Annotated in this window: 11 protein-coding genes, 1 tRNA gene and 3 pseudogenes; 6 read left to right on the top strand and 9 right to left on the bottom strand. The window is 38.4% G+C overall.

The window, feature by feature from the left end:
* Window positions 1–18 precede the first annotated feature (18 nt).
* Complete coding sequence (locus tag AMD27_RS10955) at window positions 19–876, bottom strand: immunity 49 family protein (RefSeq protein ID WP_067660342.1); 858 nt, start codon at window positions 874–876, stop codon at window positions 19–21.
* Window positions 873–1,058, bottom strand: a complete 186-nt coding sequence (locus AMD27_RS10960; protein WP_067660345.1) for a hypothetical protein — start codon at window positions 1,056–1,058, stop codon at window positions 873–875. Before AMD27_RS10960 ends, AMD27_RS10955 begins: the two co-directional genes overlap by 4 nt.
* Window positions 1,059–1,125: 67 nt before the next feature.
* Here AMD27_RS10960 and AMD27_RS10965 point away from each other — a divergent pair, with 67 nt between their 5' ends.
* Window positions 1,126–1,500 (top strand): IS630 transposase-related protein, encoded by a 375-nt coding sequence (locus AMD27_RS10965; protein WP_067655598.1) that lies wholly within the window; start codon window positions 1,126–1,128, stop codon window positions 1,498–1,500.
* Window positions 1,497–2,045 (top strand): IS630 family transposase, encoded by a 549-nt coding sequence (locus AMD27_RS18165; protein WP_081405914.1) that lies wholly within the window; start codon window positions 1,497–1,499, stop codon window positions 2,043–2,045. The genes AMD27_RS10965 and AMD27_RS18165 overlap by 4 nt, the downstream gene beginning before the upstream one ends.
* Before the next feature lie 19 nt (window positions 2,046–2,064).
* Here the strand turns inward: AMD27_RS18165 and AMD27_RS10980 are convergent.
* From AMD27_RS10980 to AMD27_RS11000, 5 genes and pseudogenes are all read right to left on the bottom strand, one after another.
* Window positions 2,065–3,590 (bottom strand): annotated as a pseudogene (locus AMD27_RS10980) (hemagglutinin); the annotation flags it as partial.
* A gap of 13 nt (window positions 3,591–3,603) precedes the next feature.
* On the bottom strand, window positions 3,604–4,023 hold the full coding sequence (locus tag AMD27_RS10985; RefSeq protein WP_067660354.1) for a DUF6911 family protein: 420 nt from the start codon (window positions 4,021–4,023) through the stop codon (window positions 3,604–3,606).
* A gap of 80 nt (window positions 4,024–4,103) precedes the next feature.
* A complete protein-coding gene (locus tag AMD27_RS10990) occupies window positions 4,104–4,478 on the bottom strand; it encodes a hypothetical protein (RefSeq protein WP_067660357.1) in 375 nt (124 codons plus the stop codon).
* Between the two features lie 3 nt (window positions 4,479–4,481).
* Complete coding sequence (locus tag AMD27_RS10995; protein ID WP_067660360.1) at window positions 4,482–17,351, bottom strand: deaminase domain-containing protein; 12,870 nt, start codon at window positions 17,349–17,351, stop codon at window positions 4,482–4,484.
* A 94-nt stretch (window positions 17,352–17,445) separates the two neighbouring features.
* Entirely contained in the window at window positions 17,446–19,152 is a 1,707-nt protein-coding gene (locus tag AMD27_RS11000) for a ShlB/FhaC/HecB family hemolysin secretion/activation protein (protein WP_067660363.1), read from the bottom strand.
* Between the two features lie 368 nt (window positions 19,153–19,520).
* Between AMD27_RS11000 and AMD27_RS11005 the strand changes: the two are divergent.
* The 3 genes and pseudogenes from AMD27_RS11005 to AMD27_RS11015 all read left to right on the top strand — a co-directional run.
* Window positions 19,521–20,141 (top strand): annotated as a pseudogene (locus tag AMD27_RS11005) (IS5 family transposase); the annotation flags it as partial.
* Between the two features lie 217 nt (window positions 20,142–20,358).
* Window positions 20,359–22,392, top strand: coding sequence for an NADPH-dependent 2,4-dienoyl-CoA reductase (locus tag AMD27_RS11010; RefSeq protein WP_067662972.1), 2,034 nt, complete (start codon window positions 20,359–20,361; stop codon window positions 22,390–22,392).
* A gap of 97 nt (window positions 22,393–22,489) precedes the next feature.
* Window positions 22,490–22,579 (top strand) — tRNA-Ser (locus AMD27_RS11015).
* A 238-nt stretch (window positions 22,580–22,817) separates the two neighbouring features.
* Here the strand turns inward: AMD27_RS11015 and AMD27_RS18170 are convergent.
* Together AMD27_RS18170 and AMD27_RS11020 are read right to left on the bottom strand one after the other, a co-directional pair.
* Window positions 22,818–23,150 (bottom strand): annotated as a pseudogene (locus tag AMD27_RS18170) (transposase); the annotation flags it as partial.
* A gap of 116 nt (window positions 23,151–23,266) precedes the next feature.
* Window positions 23,267–24,157 carry a DMT family transporter gene (locus AMD27_RS11020; protein WP_067660366.1) on the bottom strand — a complete coding sequence of 297 codons (891 nt, stop codon included), beginning with the start codon at window positions 24,155–24,157 and terminating at the stop codon, window positions 23,267–23,269.
* Between the two features lie 153 nt (window positions 24,158–24,310).
* Between AMD27_RS11020 and AMD27_RS11025 the strand changes: the two genes are divergently transcribed.
* Window positions 24,311–25,153 (top strand): LysR family transcriptional regulator, encoded by an 843-nt coding sequence (locus AMD27_RS11025; protein ID WP_067660369.1) that lies wholly within the window; start codon window positions 24,311–24,313, stop codon window positions 25,151–25,153.
* Window positions 25,154–25,303: the final 150 nt, after the last annotated feature.

Consider the following 25,303-nt stretch of genomic DNA (forward strand, 5'->3'; position numbering starts at 1 on the left):
ATATTATTTTTGATATCTCTATTTACCAAATAACTTTGACCAAAAGCTTTTTGGCTTCCAGTTCGGATCTAAAAAGTCATAATGGTATTCATAGTGATCCAATGGTTTTACTGGCATTAGCTCCATAGGAACTAAAGGATTATCAATTTCAATTTCTAACCCATTCATCCAAGCAAGCTTAGTAAACATGACTGGATGATGCGACCAAATATCTCCATTAAATTCTTCACTAAAATCTTTATTATAAGCTTTGTGTACTTTTGGTTTTAATAAAGTTTGTACTATCTCTATGATTTTATCTTTATCCTTTTCATAAATTGCATCATAGATTCCAAATTCAAATTGCACCACTTCTCTTAATTTATTGATTTTCTTATTAGCAACTTCTTTAATTTTTTGATAGTCCTCCCAATCATGTCGAAGTACTGCTTGTAAAGCATGTGTACGATATCTTGGATCATCTTTAGATGGTTTGAATTTAGCCTCTTGATAACTAGGTTCATACTCTCCCCAAAGTAAATGAACTGTATCAAGATGAGCAAACTTTTCAATTACCTCTGTATTATCAGATAAAATTGGAAAGATAAATTCATCAGGAGTAGACATTGTATAAGAGAAACCGCCAGAATATCTTGCACTTTCTATTCTTAATAAACTGGATACATAAAACCATTGTTTTAGACAATCTAAATTTGCATTAAATAACCATTCTTTAAAGCCATTAAATGTAGCCAACACAGCAAAAGATTCATAAACAGCAGCTTGAGGCTGATTTTTCTTCAACCTTTCAACAATTAGGTCTATATTCTCTTTTTCCTGATTTTCATAGAACAAATCTCTACCTTGAAATTTAGTTAGTAAAGTATCTTTCATCATTTTGCAACCTTATTTCCCAAATTCAATGTAATAGCTCGACTATCACTAACACCAACAACAATTTTATTGATTGGCTTCCCTTGCTTAACAGCTTGATCAATTAATTTTGCTGTATTTATTGCTTCAATGTTTCCTGTATCACTCAATGCTAAAACTCTACTTTTAATCCATTTATCTGACATTTGTACGCCAATATAGCTGCAATCTTATTTTAGGATACAATGATAAAAAATTAATTTGTTCAAGATCATGCCTAAAGTATATTCAGTGGATTTACGTGAAAAAGTCATGCAGTTTTATGAAGAAAATAATCACAAATCATATACATGTAAAACCTTTAAAATATCTAGAACCACTTTGGATGATTGGATTCTTCTTCAAAACACCACTGGAGAATTGAAACAGCCTAAAATCAATGCAGGTCGACCCACTAAAATCAAGGATATGGATGCTTTCAAACACTTTATTGAAACTACTGAATTTTCTCAAGTGAAAGATCTCATCCCTTTATTTGAACAAAAGTTTGGGTATCCAATCCTTTACTCAACCCTGTTAAAAGCCATTCATAGACTTGGTTGGACACGTAAAAAAAGAGTTTTCTCTATAAGCAAGCCGACAAAATAACAAGGGCTGTATTCAACTGGTTTCTTCCGCAATGGAAAGAGGCGTTTGGGGAAGATCAGATTCTTTATATTGATGAGTCTGGGATAAACACCACAGATACAGCGCAATATGGTTGGTCTAAACTAGGCAGTCGTTGCGCTGCTTTAAAATTGGGTGGTCATGGTAAAAGATTAAGTATCATCAGTGCTGTGAGGTCTAATTCAGCGTATCAGTTCCTTTACCCTTTGATTTTTCAAGGTTCATGCGATCGAGCAATGTTCACGGGATGGTTGAGATATCTACTTGAAAATTTAACCAAAGATAATCAAGATAAGACCAAAAGACATCTGCTGATTCTAGATAACGCTTCGATTCATAAGAACGGAGATATCAAAAAACTAGCCAAAGACTTTAACTGTAGAATCATGTACTTGCCTGCTTACAGTCCAGATTTAAATCCAATTGAAAAAGCATGGTCAGTGCTAAAATCCAAAGTTAAAAGTATCGCTGTCCGTTTTGACAAAAACATAGAAGAAGCGCTCGATTTAGGCTTGAAGGCAATGTAGCTTAAAATTTAAATCCAGCTATATCATTAGGTGAATTTTTATTACTACTTAGATTAATAGCATTGCGACTTAAAGGCTTAACTTCCACAACATAAAGTTCTCCATTTTTAATATAAACACCATCAAAGCAATTGCTTCCACATTTACTTTCAAGTTTGGTGTAACCACTATTTTTAAAATAACTATCTGCGATTTCCTCTCGTAGTACACCAGTTGCATTCTTATCTTTATTGCCTATTAATTCTTTTTGTTTATTTAAAACCTCCTTCGGTGGATCAATGATCTTTCCATTTTCTGTAATTATGCTTGCCTTTATATAACCGCCTGCACTTGTCGTAATTGTTGGCAATTTCGCAGGATCATTTTGTAAAATACGTTTAGTACTTTTGGCAGCCTCAATAACTATACCACCACCTTTCTTCGCAACCATTACCGTTCCTGCACTTATCGCAACTGAGAGACCATTAAGCACTGTCGTCATCTCAGCATTACCCATCTTTTCAAATTCTGCTGGGCTGCTGCCAGCTAAATTACCTTTTGTTATAGTCTTTCCTGTGTCCCATAACTCGCCTGGAACATTTTTACACCTGCCCAAATCGCTGACATTGTTCCTATTGGATCTTTCGTCAATGCTTCATAAACTTCTTTCGGAACATTAGGTAAATTCTTAATATCATTTATAAATTTTGTTGTCGCTTTTGATTGACCTAGCCTATAAGCTTTCTCTTGTGCTGCATCCATTTGCTTATATGCTGTTAAACATTCATCACTCCAGCAACCTAGGTGCTTTATGTCCTGCCAGTATGACGTTTTTTCATCGATCTTATCTCCATGATCCGATATAGCATCAACAACAGTTGTATTGTCTTTTTCTAATTCAGCTATATTTTGAGCTTGGGTAACTGCATCTTTACCATCACCCAATTGAGATTTATATTGTTCAATCGTGTCTTGGTTATTTTTAACACCTGAATCAAAAGCCCAATCTACAGATTTACCAATCAAATCAGCAGAAGTTTCATTCTTAATCCCTTGTCCATGTGCTATTTCATGTCCCAATGTATCCACAATTGTTTTACGATTTTCATTATTGACATCTAAAATAATCGTATCAGTTTGATGGTCATAAGCGCCTTTTATACCCAGAAATGTAGTCATTGAAGTTGTGAGGACATCTACATCTTTCCCAAGTGCTTGTGCCAGTAATTGAATGCTGCCTTTGGTTGCTAAAATACCATCGTAATTGCCGTTTTTAAACTGCTCTAAAACTGTTGCGGCTTCTGGGTGTTTTTGTACAAAATCAAATGTATTAGCAGGGTTCATTAATGTTTTAAATGCTTGCCCTACATTTTGATCTCCACTTGCCAAAGAAGCCGTCGCCACACCTAAACTCGTAACACCGGCTGCTGTCATTTTCCCGATGATTTCAGCATTCTGCGGTAAATCTTTCTGCTCTTTTATAATCTGCTCTCGTCCACTTTCCGTCAGTAAACGATTGTCTACAGTCACTGAACCATTTAATAATCCTGTCACTTGGTCTCGGGTAGTACTACTTTTTTCAATTTAATAAATCTCTTGATACATTTCCTGTTTGATTAAATTCAATAAAACATTTTTTTACTAATTCTATATCTTGCACAATTGTTGTTGCACCATACGGCTCTCCTAATATATTTTGAAATACACCTTTTGGAGCATCAGGATTATATGGTGTTCTAACATCAATATAACCTTCTTCGTCAAAATCTAATAACATTAGTAAATAGTTGTCATCTTCAAAATATAAAGTTAATTTTTGTGGTTCAACTTCATCCTTTGCTAACGTATTTTCTAATTCTAATACGCCATATTTCTGATTTTCGATAAGGTTTAGAATCATTAAAATATCTATAGTATTTGGATCTAATATTTTAGGGAAATACAGTCTCCCTTGATTAATAGCACCTGAGTAATACCCTCCCATCTCAATTCGCTTCATTTTTACCTCTTTTAATGATTTTACTCCTGAGCTGTATCATAAGTTTGTCTAAAATGTTAATCTTCATTTGATAACACTGCTTAAATTTTAGTTAATTTAGCTCTAGTTTCTTCATCAATAAACTTCAGCAAAAATAAATCATGTAAAAAATTTGTTTTCTCATCAAAATCTAATAATTGTAAAAGTAATTTAAATTCCACTTTATTTAATTTATCAGCTAAATCCCCCCTGAGTTTATCGGATACTTTTTCAGAAACAAATTTTCCAGCTATTACATAAATCACAAATTCAATAATAATAATTTCAATATTGGAAAATCCCTCTTCATATTCATAAATTAGATGCCCTAAAACTGTTTCATATTGAATATTACATTGATGTCCATGATTAAGCATTTCTTGATAAAAATCATCCAACACGCCTAATCTTAGATCATCATAACTTATTTTATCCATCAATTATTTCCTTTTATTAGGTGTATACAAATAGCCATTACTATCTACAATATTCAAATTAATATTTGGATATTTCTTTCTAAATTGATCTATATTTATTGTACAACTAGCACATGGTTCACGCTCAGTAAATAAAGTAATTGTACCTTTCGCATTAACATTATTACCAAGTTGATTTGCAATATTATTTAAAATTTTTGCCTCAGTATCAGTACTACGGTTAATAGGAATTCCTTTTGAGTTATTAATTGTCATACTTTCAAATATAGGTTTTTCTACCTTTCCAACGAATCCTTTATCAACTAATTGTGGTTTTGGAGACTCCAATTTTGAAGATGATGCCATCAACGGTTGAACACCATTTATATCTATTACAGCTACACCAAAATTTCCAGAATTTTTCATTTTTGAATTTAATTCAGATCTTAATGAAGTTGTTAGATCTTTAAACATATTTACTGTATTAGCATCATATTTTCCATTTGAAATAGTCGGGTTAATATCTCTAATTGGTACAATTATTTCATTCTTCCCCAAAGGAGTATCATTCAATGCGCCATATTTAGTAGCCATACCAGAACCAACCACTGAACTAATCAAGCCACTTCCTATCGCTAAATTGTCTGCTGTTTTATCACTTACTCCGACAAGTCTTGAAGCTGAAGCAAGTCCTGCTAAAGCACTGCCTCCTGTCGCTAATATCGCATTTGCTCCACGACTTTCATCTGCTTTAATCTTGGGAACTGATGCAGCATCTAAGCCTAATTTTTTATAATAATCGGGTAACATGCCATAGTTTTTATCTCCTGGATACAACCATTTATCCTTGTCATTTCCATTATAATACCCTCGATATAAATCCCAATCGACTTTCTTATAAATCTCTTGTTGCATTCCTGCTAACTTTTGTACTTCGTTGTATTCTTTTGACCCTTTTGGAAACATACTAAATAGTTGACTCAACTGATCCCCATTTAAAAATGTTGGCAATTTCGCTTTTTGTGCCATTGCATCAATATTTACATTGGGTACAGCAAATTTGCTTTTTGCATCTTCTTTTTGATATTGATTATATTGTAAAGTCATATAGTTAGAAAAAATCCCTAATAACTTTTTCGCTTCATTTGGATTATTAGCTTTTAATGCAGAATTGATCTTTTCTGAAAAAGCCACTGCCATATTGGTCGTTGTATAGTTTTCAAATGATTTTGGATCATTATTAATCTTATCAAAGAAACTTTGATTGTCTTTATTTAATATTGCCTCATTATTGAATTGTGTTTTTGCATCATTGCCATCACCGATTTGTTTTTGGTAATAATCAACAGCTTCTTTGTTATAGGCAATTCCAGATGTAAAACCTAATTCTCCTGCTTTACCTGATAAGTTACTTAACAATTCATTTGATAGCCCTTGATTATGACTAATTTCGTGTTCAAGAACTTCGATATTCGTTTTACGATTATCTCCATTGACATCTATCGCAATGATATTTTTATCTGTCGTTCCTTTTAACCCGTAGACATCTGTAATAGTCGTGGTCAACACATCAACATCTACACCCAATGCGGAAGCAAGTTGATTCATGGCATTTTTTGCTGACTCAATATCATTAAATTCGCCATTACCAAACTTATTCAGAATTGCGGCCGCTTCTGGATTTTTTTGAATAAAATCAAATGTATTAGCAGGGTTCATTAATGTTTTAAATGCTTGCCCTACATTTTGATCTCCACTTGCCAAAGAAGCCGTCGCCACACCTAAACTCGTAACACCGGCTGCTGTCATTTTCCCGATGATTTCAGCATTCTGCGGTAAATCTTTCTGCTCTTTTATAATCTGCTCTCGTCCACTTTCCGTCAGTAAACGATTGTCTACAGTCACTGAACCATTCAATAATCCTGTCACTTGGTCTCGGGTGATTTCTTGCGTATTGTTGATATCTCGGTTGGTGCTTGTGGTTGTATTACTAACCGTGCCTTGTCCCATCGTGGCTTTGGTCAACTGCTCTTTTTCGTTCCCTGTACTTTGTAAGCCAACTGTTGTACTACCGCTCGGATGGAATGCGCTTTCTTTGCTCTCACCTTTAATCGATGTGCCTACACTGCTTGAAACATTAAAGCCACGATTACTTTCAGAACTATGGTCTTGGATATCTTTGAGCTCAAGTTGACCTGTATAATTTAGCTTTTTGTGATCAGTCAGAGTTCCATCTTCATTCTTGCTTGCATTGGCGATCACTCCGCCAATATTACTGATCTTTTGCACGCCCATCGCATCTAGGTCTGCACCGTTTTGTGCATTACCAATCAATAGTTTACTGGTTTCATTCACCCACGCTTTGTCATTTTGCCCTTTGCCTTGGTTATAACTGCCTGAGATATTACTCAAACCACTAGAACCAAAACCAGCACCCACCGAACCGCCTTTACTGTTGTTATTGCCTGATGCTGTATCTTGTAAGCTTTCTACATGGATCTCATTGACTTTGAGATCACCACGATCCGCAATACTCACTTCTCCACCTTGGATATTGAGTTTATTCAGTGACCCTGAAACTTTGTTGAGTTCAACTTGACTATTCACATTTGTCAGACTTTCATCATGTGATTTCGATGTTTGTTTGCCCACCGATACACTTCCACCACCACCGTAGGTGTAACTCACACTTTGGTTATTGGTCTTACTGCTGGTCTCTTGTTGACTCTGTTCTTTTCCTGCACTTACATTAAAATCTTTTGTCCCATCGAAAGTCGTTGTGCCTGTTGCAGTTAATCGACTCCCTTGTAGGTTTACATCTTGACCTTCTGATTTTAAGGTCAGGTTGTTTAAGTCAAGTTGGCTTCCTTGCCATTTGCCTTGGGTGGTATTGGTGCTCGTGGTTGTTTCTATACGTTCACCATTCGCTCCAATGGTAAAGCCATAGGTTGCTGAACTTGCAGCAGCAGTTGCCGCTGCTGCTCCAACTGCAATCTGCGCATTTGCGAGGTTAGCAGTCGCCATCGTAACGTTTGCTTTTGTGTCATCCAAGGCTTCTTTGCTTATCTTGCCTGAAGCATAATCACGTTGCGCTTGACTATATTGATCTTTGGCTTGCTTGACTGCCTCGGCTGCATCTTTGACTGCACCAACTGCAAGAACTGCATCTAGGTATGCATTACGCACACCCACTTCTGCACTGATCGTTTCTGTATGTGTTTTTTCTTCGACTGTCGTTTTATTTTCATAACCACCAGTATTAAGTGCACCACGTCCGTGATCAAATACCGTATCTCCTGTGGCTTTGATATTTTGACCTAAAATATCAATACCATCAGCACTTTGGATTTTTAAATTTTCGGTGTTGATTGAACCTGCTTTATGCGTTGTTTCTGTCGTCTTGGTACTTTGTGTTGTATCTTCTGACACAAAACCACCTAAACGCACGTTATCTTTATTCAGCTTAACGCCTAAGCCTTCAATTGTTTCTTTACTGTGCGAAGTCACTGAAATGTTTTGTTCTTCGGCAGCATTCAATGTCACTTTTTGACCTGAAAGTATTGTGTTCTTTGCCCTAATATCGGCACTTGTGAGTGTAGTTTGACCTGATGATCCTACATAAGCATTGTTGGCCGTTAAATTTGTACCTGTTTGCTTAATTTGCTCTTCACGTTTGCTGTTGGACTCCCCGACCGTGAGTTTAGTATCGACTTTAACACCCGGAAATAAAGATTGAACACCCGCTAAACCAACTTCGGTGATTTTCATCAACTCTTTAGCAATACCACGATAACCTTTCTGCTGTTCATCCCACTGCTGATCATGGGTTTCCAACGTGCTCAGTTTTACATTTTCAGGCATCAATGAACCGTCAGCCGATTTCAATGTACCATCAGCTTGGCGTTGCATTAGGGTATTCCCTACAAAGATACTTTGCCCAGCTTTGACATCATTGGCTTCTAGCTCTATATTTTTACCTGCATTGATATCAACATTTTTTCCGGCAATCAGCTTGGTTTGGGCAACTTCTTGATCGATATATCCCTTCTGACTATTACTGTATTTAATCGCACTGGTTTTTGCCTGATCAATACTACGAGTTTCTGTATCTATAGCTGATCGAAGATTTACATCACCTTGACTCGCTTTAATCTCTATCGACTTTCCTGCATTTGCAAGGAGATGCGTAGCATTAATATTGCCTTGTTCACTTTGAACAATAATATTGCCACCTGCCTGTATTTGATTAGCAATTGAGTGTTCTGAACTATTTTTTATTTTAGTTGCTACGCTTGTTGAACCTAGGAAACTTTTACTTTTGGTAAAACTTGCTTGATCTATTTCATGATAGTTTTCACCATTTTCCAAAGTGATATTATTTTTGGCAATTAATACAACATCTCCCTGTTGACTATTTAAATTAACCGCTTTCCCCGTAATATTTTCAGCCTGTAGTCGTGTATCGCCTTTACTTTGTATGACTGACCCAATATCTTCCTGCTTTTTCTCGTAATTGAAATTATCTTTATTGGCATAACCACGGTTATTGACCGAAGTATTCACACCTTCAATATTCAGATCACCCTCGGTTTTTATACTGCTTGAACCATTATTGTTAATGATTTCAGCACCTTTCAATGATGTATTGCCACCCACTCGTATGCTCAGTGTGGTGCTTAAATTTTCCGTATTATTATTGGCCTGATTTAAGGGGGTACCTGTAATATATATCCCCGCTTTGCGTTCCAACCCTTCACGGGTAAAGACACTCTCACCTATTTTATTTTCAGTAGATACCGTCGTACTGTGCTGGTTGAAATTCCCACCAATATTCAGATTTGCAAATTCAATCGCTGTAATGCTTCCCCCTATATTGTTCAGATCTTTTACTGTATCCAATCCAACACGGTTGGCTTGAAGTCGTCCACCCATTAAATTGATCGAGTCTGCTGAAATCTGTAAAGCCTCACGTCCAGCTATAGTTGCACTGGTCAGGACATCTCCTTTGACCTGCAGATTGACCTGATCTCCGCTAATCAGGGTTCCATCTCCTTTTAAGTCTCCTTGTCGAACTTTGACATAGACTTGTGGTACAAGGGCTTTTGTCGTTGTACCATCTGCAAGCTTGACGGTCTTTTCTTCCAACCAAACAATATCCGTCGTCAGCTGTGCAATTTGTGCAGCAGTTAAAGCGATACCTGGACGTAAATTATAAAGTTTGGCAAATGTTAAGCCATTATTCATGAGCGCTTTGTATTGGTTTTCATCATTGGCATAGCCTTGTAAGAAGCGCTGTCCTGTCAATTGTGCAATCTGATCCTGGACCAAGCGTTGCTCGTAATAGCCATCCCCCATACGTTTTTGCTTCATCGCTGGATCAATTCCAAGCGCATCCATCATGTAATCGGAAGACAACCAATTTTTATAGTGACTAAATGCAGGATCAGTTTCGACTAAGTATTTTGCCTGACTATCTTGATTGGTACTGAATAAGGCATTGCTTGGTACGTTGATAAAATCTATAGAAACCGAACGAATTTCAACATCATCAGCTCCCTTCACGCCCGCAACCTGATGCACACCCGCCTGTAAGTTTTTTGCTGCATCCACTTTGTCGATGTGTTGTTGTTGCGTATTTACATCACTGTTGTCTTGGCTTTTCACAGTCAACTGATCTGGAGATGCGACATTAGCCTTCTGTCCACTGGCTGAAACAGATTGACCTGCGTCCACATTGACATTGGCTTGCTGACTTTGCTGCTGACGATCCGTTTGCTGCTCAGGCGTCTCTACAACACTTGCATTAATATCAGCTGTAGCACCTGAAGTTACTGGAGATATGTTTTGATTAGAAGTATGGTTTTTAACATTGCCTAACCATTTGTTTACGACTATATCGATCGGCGTAATTTCATCCGCTGGATTGTAATCTACCAAATCACCCCATGATCGTTGATAGTATCGTTTAAAACCTCCTCTCCAACGCTCTTGAGTGAATTGACTGGTTCCTGATTGTTTTAAAATCTGTACACCTTTCCCCTCATTATTCACCAAATCTTCAGTGAGCTCTGTCTTAAGTACACCTCCAGCAAGAACCTGACTTTGATTATTGGCAAACACGTCTGCATACAGATTCATATTGCCACCTGCAATAATTTCTGCAGGAGATGATTTTACGACCTGACTTTCAAGCTTGGTTTCTTTAACTTGATATTGAGTCCACTTTTTAAATTCATTATCATTAAATTGTGTATTATATTCTTGAATCGCATCTGCTAATTCCTGATATGCAGTCTCATCACTATCAGCCCATTCAGTTAAATCATCAGCATACTTTTTCTGAGCTTGATCATATGCTTTTTTATCATTTTCATATTGTGAAAATGCTACTTGATATGCTGAACACGCTACAGCATCATAACCTACTCCAGTTTCACAGCTTGCTTGTCCTGTAGGTACAACTGGTTCCAATAATGTGGGTGCGTCAGGTGCATTTTTTGCAGGTGGCGTGATGTTAAAATAGGCCCAAACTGGATCAGATTTTTTATAATTTACATTACAAGTCTGAGCATCTCCTGTACCGATACAATTGATCGATTCAACGTTTGGAATAGGGGTTTCACCTAAAATGACATTTTCGGGTAGAACTGAAGGAGTCGTATCATATTTATATAAATATGTTCTGCTCCAATTTTGTCTTATTAAATTTTCAACGGGAATCTTGGTGGTTTTATCTTTAGGTTGAATGTAGAGTTTGTCTGTAACCCCACCGACTTGAAACTCCTTAACCTCAAATATCATATTGGTATTGTTAATATTTTTTGCCGAAAGTGTCATATCATCCAGTGATTCAATACGAGCACTTAAGTTATTAATTGTATCCGCACTACCTTGAGCCTTTAGGTCTGCATCTAAATTCCCACCCACATTTAAATTACCTGCACTGAAAATCCAAGCGTTGTCTCTAGCACTTTCTTTCACTGTACCACCGGACTGATTGTTTAAGATTTTAATCCCTAAATCCATATCCCCACGTGATGCAATCACAGCGCCTGTGCCAGCAGAGTTCGACTTGTTATCCAGTGTATTGGCTTGAATCGCAACATTTGTTCCATAAATACGAGCACCATCGTTCCATACACGATCCGCTTCAATATGGGTTAACTCACCGTTGATTAAACCTTGGTTGTGTACTGTATCTTGAGCAGTAAGATGCGTTTCATTCGATGAAATGCTTGCACCCGTTTCATTTTTAATATTTTTTGCACTGAGTTCTAGTTTTTGCCCAGCGGTCAGTTCTGACTGATTAATCAAATCGTTGTCAGTGTTGAGCTTTAATGTACCATTGGCAGCAATTTGATCATCTTTGGTGTGGGTATAACTTTGCTTCAGATCTATATCAACATTGCCTTCACTGATAATCTTGCCTGTATTGATCAGTTCATTGGCTTTGAGATTGAGTTGGTTTTTAGCGAGTAATTCACCGCCAGTATTATTTACATTGAGAGTTTTATTGGGTATACCAATACTCAGGGTATCTAAACTGCTGATCGAACCTGATTGGTTAGACAGTTGATTTTGAATATTCAGTGTCACATTTTCGCTGGCACGAATTGCACCCACTTGGTTATCCAACTCTTGTGCATTGATTTCAATATTTTTTGCATCTAAACCACCAAGTATGGTGCTATCTTTGGTTTGTGAATTGATCACTTTATTCGCCGTCGCTGTCAGTTTTCCTCCTGCGACGATATGGCTACCCGTTCCAGCATTATTGATCGTGTCGGTATTCAAGTTCACATTTTTTTGAGCTTGGATTTGTCCCGCCAAGTTATCTATACGACCACCTGAAGCCTGTTGCTGAATGTTCAAATCTGCTTGGCTGTTGATTTGTCCTTGATTGTTATTCAGATTTTGCGCAGCAATCTGCGTTGAACCTACAGAAGCAATATACCCGCCGATGTTATCTAACTGGGAAACATTGGCAATATCCAAGCTGCCTTGACTGAGAATGCCTGCAGTCGTTCCTGAATTATTATTAGTTAATACATTTTGCTGAGTATCAATTTTAACCGACTGTTCAGCTTGAATTAATCCTGCTTGGTTGTCTAAGGTCCCCGTGGTTAAATCTAGGGTTTTGGCAATAATTTTACCATTTTGGTTGCTGAGTTGCTGTTGCTCTGTATTGATACTCAGCTGATTCTGCGAAGCAATTTGTCCAGCAGTGTTGACCAAGCCATTGCTATTTATACTGAGGTTCTGCCCTGCATAAATATCGCCTTGTTGGTTGATCAATTGCCCTTGTGCATTGACCGTTAAATCTGCTTTTTCTGAACGTAAAGTACCTTCTGCGTTGTCCAAGGTGTTGCTTTGTACATTGAGGTTTTGCCCAGCAACCACGACGCCTTTTTGGTTTTTGATATCACCTTGAACTTTGACCGTGGCTGAACCGACTGAATACACTTGCCCCTGTTGGTTATTCAGTTGTCCTGCTGTTAAATCTATCTGATCTTTGGTGTACACAACCCCTTGTTGGTTGTTGACTATCGTTGCATTAATTTTTGCTTGTGTGCCTGCAAATATTTCACCTGACTGATTGTCTAAGGTCTGGTGTACGGTTAAATCGGATACATTGTTTTCTGAACGGATTTTGCCTGCATTGTTATTTAAATTTTTCGCTTGAATCTGTACCTGTTGATTTGCCGCAATGCTACCTGACTGGTTATTCAGTTGATCCGCAACACTCAATGTCAGCTGATCATTGGCATAAATTGTGCCTGTGGTATTGTCAATCTGCTGTGTGGTTGCATTTAAGGATGTCCCGGCAATCACTTTACCTTGTTGATTACTCAATTTATTTGCTGTTAATGCAATGGCTTTCCCCGCTGAGATTTCACCCGTTTGATTGCTGAGCTCATTTTGAACATTGAGTTTCAGTTGGTCTTGTTGTGAACGGATTTGTCCTGCATCGTTGATCACTGAACCTGCTTGTAGATCAACTAATTGCTCGGCTGCAACCACACCTTTGCTATTGTTCAACTCACCTGTTGCAGTGAGTTGTAATTGCTCTGCGGCATACACGACACCCTCGGTATTGTCCAAGTTATTTAACTGAACTTTTGCAGTCGCACCTGACTGGATTTTACCTTGTTGTGATATAACATTTTGCGCAATCAAATTAAGATTTTTTGCAGCTGAAATTAGACCTGTATTGTTTTGAATGTCTTGAGTACTACTTAAATTTAAATCAGCATTTTCTGAACGAATTTGTCCTATTGTATTCAGTAAATTCTGTGTATTCAGATTGATATTTTGATCTGCAGCCAGTGTACCTGCACTGTTATCAACAGTACCTGTAACATTTAAATCCAATTGTTTTTTGGAATAAATAGTCCCTGACTGGTTATTCAATTGAGTGGCTCTTATTTGCGTATCAGTACCCGCAACGAGTTGTCCACCTTGGTTGCTCAACTCAGCAGTGGCAATATTCAAGGTATTTGCACTTTGGATACTGCCTTCCTGATTATTTAAGGTTTGGGCAGTGTTTAAACTTGCATCGCCTAGTTCAGACTGTATTTGTCCTTTTTGATTATTTAAATTCTGCGCCTTAAGCATCAGGGCCTGTTGCGAAGCAATCAGTCCTTGTTGATTACTGACATCTTTGCTTGCATCAAGATCAATTTTTCCTGCTGCATATACAGTACCAGTATCGTTGTTCAATTCACCTGTTTGGAGGCTAATATCATGCCCTGCAATAATTTTACCTGACTGGTTATCCAATTGTTGTGTCGTCAGTTTCAGGTCTTTGCCAGCCAGTGTTTGAATCACCGCTTGCTGATTCTTCAGCTCAGTTGCTTTGATACTCGACTGACCTGCAGCACTGATCACCCCACTGTTATTATTTAATTTCTGTGCTACTTCAATGTTCAACTGTCCATTGGCATCCCCTTGGATCATCTGCCCTTGCTGATGACTGAGTTCTGCTGCTTTTAAATCGATGTTCTGTGCAGCAGTGATGGCCTCATCGAGATTCACAATACCTGCATCAATTTGCAGTTTGCTGTTACTTTGAATTTTGCCTTTCTGTCCTAGAATATTTTGTGCAGTGATCGTGAGCTGTTGATCACCTGCGTGTAAAATTGCACCTTCAACTGAATTTAAATTGTTGGTTTTAATTTCAGTATTATTCGCATTACTGATAATTTGTCCCGTATTGTTATCAATACGATCTGCAATATCGAGAGTGAAATTGTCCTGACCTGTATGCTGGATTAAACCCTGATCATTATTTAATTGTTGGGTTTGGATATTCATCTGAGCAGCACTATATTGACCTTTTTGGTTATCAATATTTTGTGTTGCATTGAGATCAAGTTGAGCATCTGCAATTAAACGTGTATTGGTAGTTTTAAGCTGTGTTGTATCAATTTGGATATGTTTGGCTTGACTTTCACTGTTGCTTAAATCTGCGAGTTGGTCTGCCTGAATCTGTAGTTCCGCACCCGATAAAATTTTGCCTGCAATTTGAGCTTGCTGGGCTTTGATATTGAGTGCAGCACCAGCATTGCTAAGTTTGCCATCTGTATCGAGTCCAGCTGCCCAAACAGCATTTTGATTACTACTAATGCTGTCCGCTTGAACATTGATTTTATTCAGTGCAGCCAGTTGCCCATGTTGCTGAAGCATGTTGACCGTTAAATCTGCCGTATTACCTGCATAGATCTGTCCTGTACTGTTCAGTTGCTGTGCATTCAATTTCAGATTTTGTGCAGCAATTAAGTGACCTGCTGTCGCTTGGTCAATGCCATTATCAATCTGACCTACTTGTAGGTTAAGATCAGTACTTTTTGATTGTACGCTTCCTTGTTGATTGTTTAGGTTCTGACCTGTCAGCTGGATATTTTGGCCAGAGATTTCCCCTGCGATATTACTTAAACTATTAAAGTTCAATACAGTATCGCTGTCCGTAGAGGCAATGATCCCTTTGCTGTTATTAATTTGCGTCGCATTGAGATTGAGTAGTTGTCCTGCAACAATTTGACCTTCGCTACTCTCAAGTCCCGTGGTTTTTAAATTGAGGGCCTTACTACTTTGTAAGCGTCCTTGGGTATTGTTCAGTTGTAACGCATTGACATCAAAGCTTTCTGATGCACCAATGAAACCTTTCTGGTTATTGACATTTTGCGCAGTAATGTTCACCACTTTGGTTGTGAATTTACCGTCTTGGTTTTCGAAGTTTTGTCCATTGAACTGGAGTTCTGGCAGCTGTATTTCACCGCCATTATTTTTAATGCTGTCTTGAACCCTTAAATTAATGTCCGCATTATTAACGATCTGACCTGCAATATTTTGAATATCTTGTGCAATCTGGATATTGCCTGCTTCAAATGTTTTTGGAACAGTGGTATCTGTTGGTGCAACTCCAACGCTACTCGAATCTTGCGCAGAAGAATTTTGTTCAGGATCTGTGACAGGTGGCGTCGCTGTGCCTGTTTGATTTCCTGCTGTGTTGTTGTCTTTGGTCGCTTGCCCAATCAAACCTTGAGTATTGTCCAAGGTTTTAGCAGTCATGTTGAGTTGTTGTTGTCCTGTTTGATCAATCTTACCTTGGTTATTACTTAAGTTTTGTGCAGTAAAATCGAGTCGTCCAGCATTGATCACTCCATCATTATTATTGATGTTACCCTGTGCATTAAGTTTTAGTTCATCACTGGTGGCAATCAATCCATCATTTTTAATGTCAGTCGCATCAATCTGTATTTTGCTTTTTGTGCTACTGATATTGCCGCTGTTTTTAAGATTATGTGCTTGAATCGCAATCTGATCTTGATTGGCAATGATATTGCCTGTATTGACCAAGTCACCATTGGCATTCAGCTTCATAGTGCCTGTGGTAGAATTGATTGATCCCGCATTTCGTACACCCAAGCCTTGCTCTGTACCGACAAGGTAAATCTTACCTGCATACATCCCACCCAATTGCCCGACATCCAGTGCATAACCTGCCTGATTGGTCGATGGTGTAATTGCAGTCGTAGGACTGACCTGTGCTGTATTCGCATTCTGTACATTGATGTCATTTTGTCCAAGTACTGTATTCAGCTCATTGGCATACAGTCCTGCATTGACTTGTAATGCGCGTGCATAAATATCAGTATATGGTGTTAGGCTACCATTTAAACCTTTGCCTTCAATGGTCACTTGTCCTTCTCGGACACGGAATGATTCAAGATAACCTTGGTTCACCACTGCTTGTCCCGTGGTTAAGGTAAAGCGATCAGCATTGATCACACCACAACCATCACAGATTAAGCCTGATGGATTGGCAATCACCACTTGGGCCTGTTTTCCAGCAACTTCTAAATAGCCTTTTAGCTGGCTAGGATTGCTAGAATTGACTTCATTGAGAATGACTTTGGCTTCACCTTTGGCGAGCCATGGGTTGCCTTGCACCCAGCCACCAATTTGTGTTTGTACGTTATTGCGTGAGTTATTGAGTATAGCCCCTTCCTGTCCTACATCAAATTGGCTGTAGGTGTTGCGTGATACACCGCCTGCGCTTGGGGTTTGGATATTGGCCTGAGTCAGACCATTACTGCTGTTGAGTATGGTTGCCTGTTGTGAGTTTGGTGCAGTTTTATCGGCAATGATTTGGGTATTACCGATACTAGACATCGGGATGGTATAGATCACTGCACCCAGTAAGCTGATCACAGCAAAGTTGAGCGGATTTATTTTTTTATAGCACAATGTAGTGATTGTACTTTTATCTTCAACTGTAACATTGGATTCAGATTGTCCAGCTGTTTTGGTACGACTTTTTACAATTTCTGCAACAGCAACAAACATGCCTCGTGCTTGGCTGTATATCACGCGATAGCGGTTCTTATTCATGATGTTTACCCTAATATCTAAATATTTAAATGCTTTGATTTATAATGTTTTATATAAAATATCTTCGTTCAATCAGTGTCCAAATGAACTGGTGTTAGTACATCCAGTTCAAGCTAAATCCTGTCGTCACATTGTCTGTTCTATAGTGCTCAGGTTTTTTTAGCGGTGTACCCAAAAAAACATCATAGCTCACAGATTTCAGTACTTGTCCTCTGAGTCCTGCAACAGCACCCATCAAGCTAGTACCTAAGAGTGGGTTTGGCTCATGTGCTGTTTTTCCACCCACTTCGCCATAGTCAATGCCTGTGTACCATTGCATTGGAAGTTTAAACATCGAGCCACTAATTTCATTACGCACTAAGAAACCATTATCCGCCAATAACGTCTGTTCACCGTCATATCCTCTTACGGTATAGCGGTTACCTATAGAGAAACGGTCTTGAGGCGTGAGTGGTTTTTGGCTGTGTTGCATGCGCCATTCAGCGAGGTACTGTAATGATTGATTCCCTATTTTAAAAGGTACTTGCAGACTGGCATTGGCTTGTAAAATACCCACATGGGTATAAGCTTCACCGAAATCCTCTTCAGGTGCACGCATGGCATTGAAAGCACCTGTCCCACGCTTGTAGGTCAAGTTTCCTGAAAGTGTTGTATTGGCAAAATATTCAGTATGATCAAGACTGGCTTTCCAGCCTGCTGTTTTTCTGCGCTGTACTTCAATTTCTGTATCATTGATATAGTTTTGTGACTCTCGATACCATCCACCGACTGTCGCTGTGGTTTTGCGTTTTGCATCTCGATATAAGACACGTGACAAATCGGCACCGATCAGTTTACTTTTACCGCTGTATTCATAGCTTTCGCTGGCACCCGCCACAGTTTGATTGTAGTCAGATTTGCTGTAGCTTGTATTGAATAGCCAGTAACCAAATGGAATCGAGTAACTGAGATAATATCCATCTGTTCCTCGTTCACCACTGTCACCACCACCTAAGTCATGGTTATAACTGCCATAAAATAGATCATTTGCTGTAAAGAGATGGTCTAAAGATAAGGTTGCCGTGCCTTGGTATTTCCCAGTTGAGTCTGAGCCAGCATCATCAACACCTAAATGAATACGATAAGGTTTAGATTGTTGCCAAACCAACTCAAGATTACTGTAACCAGGCTCGCTGTGTTGTTCTGAGGGTTTAATTTTAAAATCAGCCTCAACAGTCGGCACACGTTTAAAGTTTTCTAAACCTTGTTCAATATCTCGAATATTTAAAATGTCACCTGAATTTACTGGGAGTGCATTAAATTTATGCGCACGCTTAGACGTCCCTTGAACAAATTGGATTTGATCGACTTTTCCTGCAATTACTTGTAAACGAACAACTCCCGATGCAATATTTTGTTGGGGTAAAAGCATTCGTGTTGTCACATAGCCATGACTAATAATGCTATTTTGGACTAAATCTAGGGCTTGGTTTAAGCCTTGTACTCCAATACAACGACCGATAAGATTGTGCTTACCTTGTATGACTGGACGCATGGCAAAGGTGAAATTACGTGCATCATCACCTTGTAATATGATTTTTTTAATATCAAAACACACGCTCTCACTGTGTGATTTTAAATATTGAAGTTGCTGTTTATTTTGTAAACTTTGATCTAAACCTGTTTGCACTGTTGGTGTGGGTTGTAATTGTTTTTCTAAGGCTTGATCTCGTTGTTGTTGGCGTTGGACATTATCTAATTCCCACCCTGAGCGTAATTGTGGATCTGCTGCGTAAACTGAAGAGCCTAATAAACTGAACATAATGAATATTTGATTTTTTTTCATTTTTTAAAAATTTATATTGAGCTTAGTGTTATTGAATTATTACCAATTAATACAGTTGTGTAAACAAAAATCTACTACTCAACAGATTAATTTAAATGTGTGATTAATTTATCTATAATTTATTTTTTTAATAAATGTAATACATTAAAAATATATTCCATCCAGTTTCTTTTTCAATGCTCTTTATAGACGAATGTTTATGCAACAAAAACTAATAGAGGCTATAAATATAGTTAAATCTAGATATGGTTTTGGTAGTGCTAAATACCAACGTGTAATAATTCATTTATATATTTTAATATCAATAACTTATTATTTTTATCACGTCGTATTCATGCACTACCCAGAAAAGTAGTGATGGACTGCATCTACTCGTCGATTCTACTGGTCTGAAATTTTTAGGTGAGGGTGAATGGAAACGTAAGAAACATCAGCCTGAATACCGTCGTCAATGGCGCAAACTGCATATTGGTATAGACGCTAAAACCCTACAAATACGGGCTGTTCAGTTAACCACAAACAATGTCAGTGATTCACAAGTACTAGAAGATTTACTTGCTCAAACCCCCTTGGATGAGAAAATTGATTCTGTCTATACGGATGGTGCTTATGACACAAAGCACTGCCGACAAGTCATTTTAGATCGAGATGCACATGCGGTAATTCCACCAAGGAAGAATGCAAAGCCTTGGAAAGATCAGCAAGCGAGGTCTATAGAGCGGAATGAGTTATTGAAAACAGTCAATCTTGCGAAGCAGTGCTTCTCAGGAAGATCCCTTTGGAAAAGGTGGTCTGGTTATCACCGTCGAAGTTTGGTAGAAACCAAGATGCATTGCATCAAATTATTAGGCGATAAATTAACAGCAAGGAGTTTCCCTAGTCAGGTGAATGAGATTCATGCACGCGTAGCAGTCTTGAATAAATTCACAGAATTTGGTCGCCCTCATACCCAAGTAGTCACTTAAATTTGATTGGCCTAGGATAGATTTATCTTTCACACCTTTATGCAACAAAGTCATGCTGAACTGCCAAGAAATTAAGGATAAAAAAATATAGAGCATGATTCATTCAGAAATTGACCTTATTTACATGCAAATAATCAATTGCAGTCATCCAAAATTATTTTAAAACAGCTAAAGTAGTATGCAACAAGTTGCAAAGCCCATAATTAAAGGACATGCCATGACAACTCGCTATGCAAATATATTAAAACCGCTTGATTTAGGCTTTACCACGATTAAAAATCGTGTGGTGATGGGGTCGATGCATACAGGTTTAGAAGATCGTTTTTATAATTATCCTAAACTGGCAGCATATTTTGGCGAGCGTGCCAAAGGTGGCGTGGGACTGATCATTACAGGTGGTATTTCACCGAATCGTTCAGGTTGGTTACTACCTGCGGGCGGCACCATGAATCATTTAGCTGATATTGCACCGCATCGTTTGGTGACACATGCGGTACATAAGCATGGCGCTAAAATCTTAATGCAAATATTACATGCAGGGCGTTATGGCTATCAGCCTTTTGTGGTGTCTTCAAGCCCAATTAAATCACCCATTTCACCCTTTAAACCGCGTCAAATGTCTGATAAACAAATTTTGAGCACCATTCAGGATTATGCACAAACTGCGAGTATTGCTAAAAAAGCAGGCTATGACGGCGTGGAAATCATGGGTTCAGAAGGATATTTGCTGAATCAATTCTTGAGTCGCCATGTGAACCAGCGGACTGACCACTGGGGTGGTGAGATTGAAAACCGCATGAAATTCGCGGTTGAAATTGTGAAAGCAATTCGTGCCAAAGTTGGCGAAAAATTTATTATTTGTTTTCGTTTATCGATGCTGGATTTGGTGCATGACGGAAACACCATGGATGAAGTCATTACGGTCGCTCAAGCTTTGGAGAAAGCGGGTGTCACGCTATTAAACACCGGAATAGGTTGGCATGAAGCGCGTATTCCAACGATTGTGACCTCTGTTCCGCGTGCAGCCTTTGTCGATTACACCGCCGAAGTGAAAAAGCATGTTGCAATCCCCGTCATTGCCTCAAACCGAATCAATATGCCTGATACGGCCGAAGAAATTTTGGCAGCAGGTAAAGCGGATATGGTGCAAATGGCACGTCCATTCTTGGCAGATGCGAACTGGGTCAATAAAACCGCGACCAATCGTGTGGATGAAATCAATACCTGTATCGCGTGTAATCAGGCGTGCTTAGACCATACCTTTAAAAACCAACGTGCGACTTGTTTAGTCAATCCACAAGCAGCCTATGAGACCGAATTGGTCTACGTCAAAACCAAAACTCCGAAGAAAATTGCGGTGGTGGGTGGTGGTGTAGCAGGCATGTCAGCTGCGACCGTTGCTGCCAGCCGTGGTCACGCGGTGACGTTATTTGAAGCTAGCCATGAGGTGGGTGGTCAGTTTAATTTGGCAAAAGTGGTTCCGGGAAAAGAAGAGTTCCACGAAACGATCCGCTATTTCAAAGTTCAAATTGAAAAAACGGGCGTTGAACTTCGTTTAAACACCAAAGTGAATCGTGAACAGCTTGAGCGTGAAGGCTTTGATGAAGTTATTGTGGCAACAGGGGTTATACCACGTGCGCTAAAAATTGAAGGCAGTGATGCTCCGCAAGTATTGTCATATGCAGAAGTATTACGTGGTGCGGCAGTGGGTCAAAAGGTGGCTGTGATTGGTGCAGGGGGGATTGGTTTTGATGTGTCAGAGTTCTTACTCAAACCTGAACATCAGCCACAACCACAACCTTTAGATGACTGGAAACGTGAATGGGGGGTTGATCCAAATCCAAATTACATCTCTGAAGGAGGCTCACAACCTGCTGAAGTGGATCACCCTGTTCGTGAAATTTATTTATTGCAACGTAAAACCACAGCACTCGGTGCAGGATTAGGCAAAACATCGGGGTGGGTACATCGTGCGCAACTCAAAAAACATGCGGTACGTATGCTACGCGGTGTGCAATATAAAGCGGTGACAGATGAGGGATTGTGGATTGAAGCTGATGGTCAAGCACAACTGCTCCGCGTGGACACAGTGGTGGTCTGTGCAGGCCAAGAGTCAGTGAAAGCCATTATGCCAGCTGACAACGAGATGACCCTTGCTAAATACCATATTATTGGTGGCGCCAAGCTTGCAGCAGAGCTGGATGCCAAGCGTGCGATCCGTGAAGGTGCTGAAATTGCAGCCAAATTGTGATTATTTTTAAAATTTTGCTGAAACATTATTCAGTTGGATGCTTCAGATGTAATTATTGCTTGTCATAAAATGAAAAGCTTCGTATGATGGCGCACATGGAAGCGTGGCAGAGCGGTTTAATGCACCGGTCTTGAAAACCGACGAGGGTTTACCCCCTCCGTGAGTTCGAATCTCACCGCTTCCGCCAAATATTTAATTAAGCCCTTGTTTTTTACAAGGGCTTTTTTATTGCTTAGTATTCTACCTTACAACCTACCGCGCATAAAATTTTGGATGTAAAAAGAAAAAACAGGATGCTTGAAGACGGGATGGGAAATGAGTATAAAAACCATGGTAGTGCATGAATACGACGTGATAAAAATAATAAGTTATTGATATTAAAATATATAAATGAATTATTACACGTTGGTATTTAGCACTACCCTTTTCTGATAGCTAATTGCGATATCAATATGCTTTTGTCTTCTACATATGGTCGAATAGTCTGGTGCTGTCCAATCTAATCCACAGAGTCTAATCAGACTTTGAACAAAGCCTGTGACCATACGTAAAGATAGGCGAAATAGAGATTTGATCATCAAACAGCATTGGATAGCGGTATCGGAATAGGTGTGATTTCGACCGTGTTTACCTTTTGGCTGGGCATACCACTGAGTGTTAGGATCAAACCAAATGGAGATATTTCCTCGGTTGATTAAGGTCCGATTATAGGAAGACCAATTGGTTGTACGATAAATTTTAGGCGTAGGCTTGTTCATTCAGAAATTATATTGCTGAATGAACATCTAATGGTAGAGTTGTGCAACAAAGCCCAAATGAAATAAAAATGCATTCAATAATCCTTGCATTTAACAACCATTACAGCCCACTAATCTTATTCTTTTTGCTGCGTATTGATGTTTAAAGAACTTGAAATTATTCCAGAACAAATAAAGACTGCCCCGATCATAATATTCAGCGTGATTGATTCATGCCAAAATACATAACCAAAAAATAGACTCAGAAGAGGAATACACATGATTGAAATTGAAGCAATAAAAGTATCGACTTGACTGACAATCCAATTCCACAACGCAAAAGCAAAACCTGTCCCGATCACTGCAATATAAAGTAAAATAGAATCATTAAATGGATTCATCCAAACCTTTAATTCAACAGGCTCAATGATTAATGCTCCAATCAAAATCACAATCCCGCCTATCAATAACTGCCACACGGTTAGTTTAATTTTGTCATATGTCGCAAAATTCTGCTTGATATAGATTGTGGTCAAAGCCCAAAAAAAGCCAGATAGAATGAGTATAAGCTGACCAATCAAAGATAAATTAAAATGGATTTGATGTAACTGAGGCCACAGAATCGCAATCAACCCTGATGTTCCCAATACCAGTCCAATTATTTTCTGCGTGTTTAAACGTTCTTTCAAAATATAATGCGCCAATACCCCAATAAAAATCGGCATGGTAAACACTAAAACTGCTGATAATCCCGAATCAACAAATTGCATTGCGAACGTTTGTGTGGCGTAAAAACCCATACAAATCATTAAACTTGAGATGATCAGTTGTTGCCATTCACCTTTTGCGGGCAAAACAGATCTTCTTAATAAAAATTGCACCAGCATCAGCGTAAGTGCAGCGAAAATTAAACGCGTAGAAATAAATAAGAATGGCGGGAATATTTGCAAACTATGCTTGACCAATCCCCACAAAGATCCCCAGACCAGACACAATAAAACTATTGCACCAATCACTCGAAGATTCATTTGCTGTACTCAACAGAAAGAAAGTTCATAGAGTATAGAAAACAAATGACATCATGAATAATGTTATATTATAACTCATACATCACTTTTTTTGATGTTACAGTGTATAAAGCTGACACCAACACTTATTCAATGAATGATTAAGGAACTGAAATGAATATCGATATAGGTGATATCAAATCATTTGTAACTGTAGCTGAACTCAAAAGTATTACCGCGGCGGCAAATAAACTCAATTATTTACAGTCCAATATGACAGCAAAAATAGAAAATCATTATAAACGTCAATTATTCATCCGAAAGCCCAAAGGTGTTGAGCTGACTGAATCTGGAATGAATTTATATCAGCAATACAAAAAGATGATCTTCACATGGGAAGAAACTGAAAATAAAATCTATCAGCAGGAAAAAAAATTACGCTTTGGTACCAATACCAGTTTAGGTGGAATGCGTTTCTATCCTTCTTTTAGTCAGCTTTATGAAACCTATCCTGAACTTTCAATCACTATGAAAACAGGTGCGACGGGTTATATTGAAGATGAAATTTTACATGGAAATCTAGATATCGCTTATGTTTTAGGCCATCCAAAGCAGAAAAACATCCAGTATATTCAAAAAGCAGATGATCAATTGGTGATTATTGGGAAAAATGTCATCAACCATGACAATCTTGCGGATTGTTTGAATCATCAGAACATTTTACTTGCCTCAGATGAATGTTGTTACTCAACCACTCTAGATCAAATTTATATGGATTATCAACTCAGCAAAGGTGAATTGACGCATATTTATGACCATGAAGCATTGATTCAATTTACCCAATTGGGCATGGGAATATCCATGATTGCCAAATCATTGATTCAGAAATTTAATATTCAATATTATCGGGATATACCTGAGCAATACCGCAATATTGGTTTATATCTGATTGCCCGCAACGATCATATGTTTACCCCGATTGAAAAACAGTTTATTGGGTTAAATGATCAACTTTAACCCTACTGATATTTTTTAAAAAATTTAACCTGCATCATTCATGCTTGATGGTTCATTGTTATGTAAGATTAATAGGGCTTGATTTTTATCGGTATTTATCACTATTTTTTATCATTGTCATTTGATTCCATTTCAGTTTTATTTACTTGA

Source organism: Acinetobacter sp. TGL-Y2 (genome assembly GCF_001612555.1).
Classification (GTDB): Bacteria; Pseudomonadota; Gammaproteobacteria; order Pseudomonadales; family Moraxellaceae; genus Acinetobacter.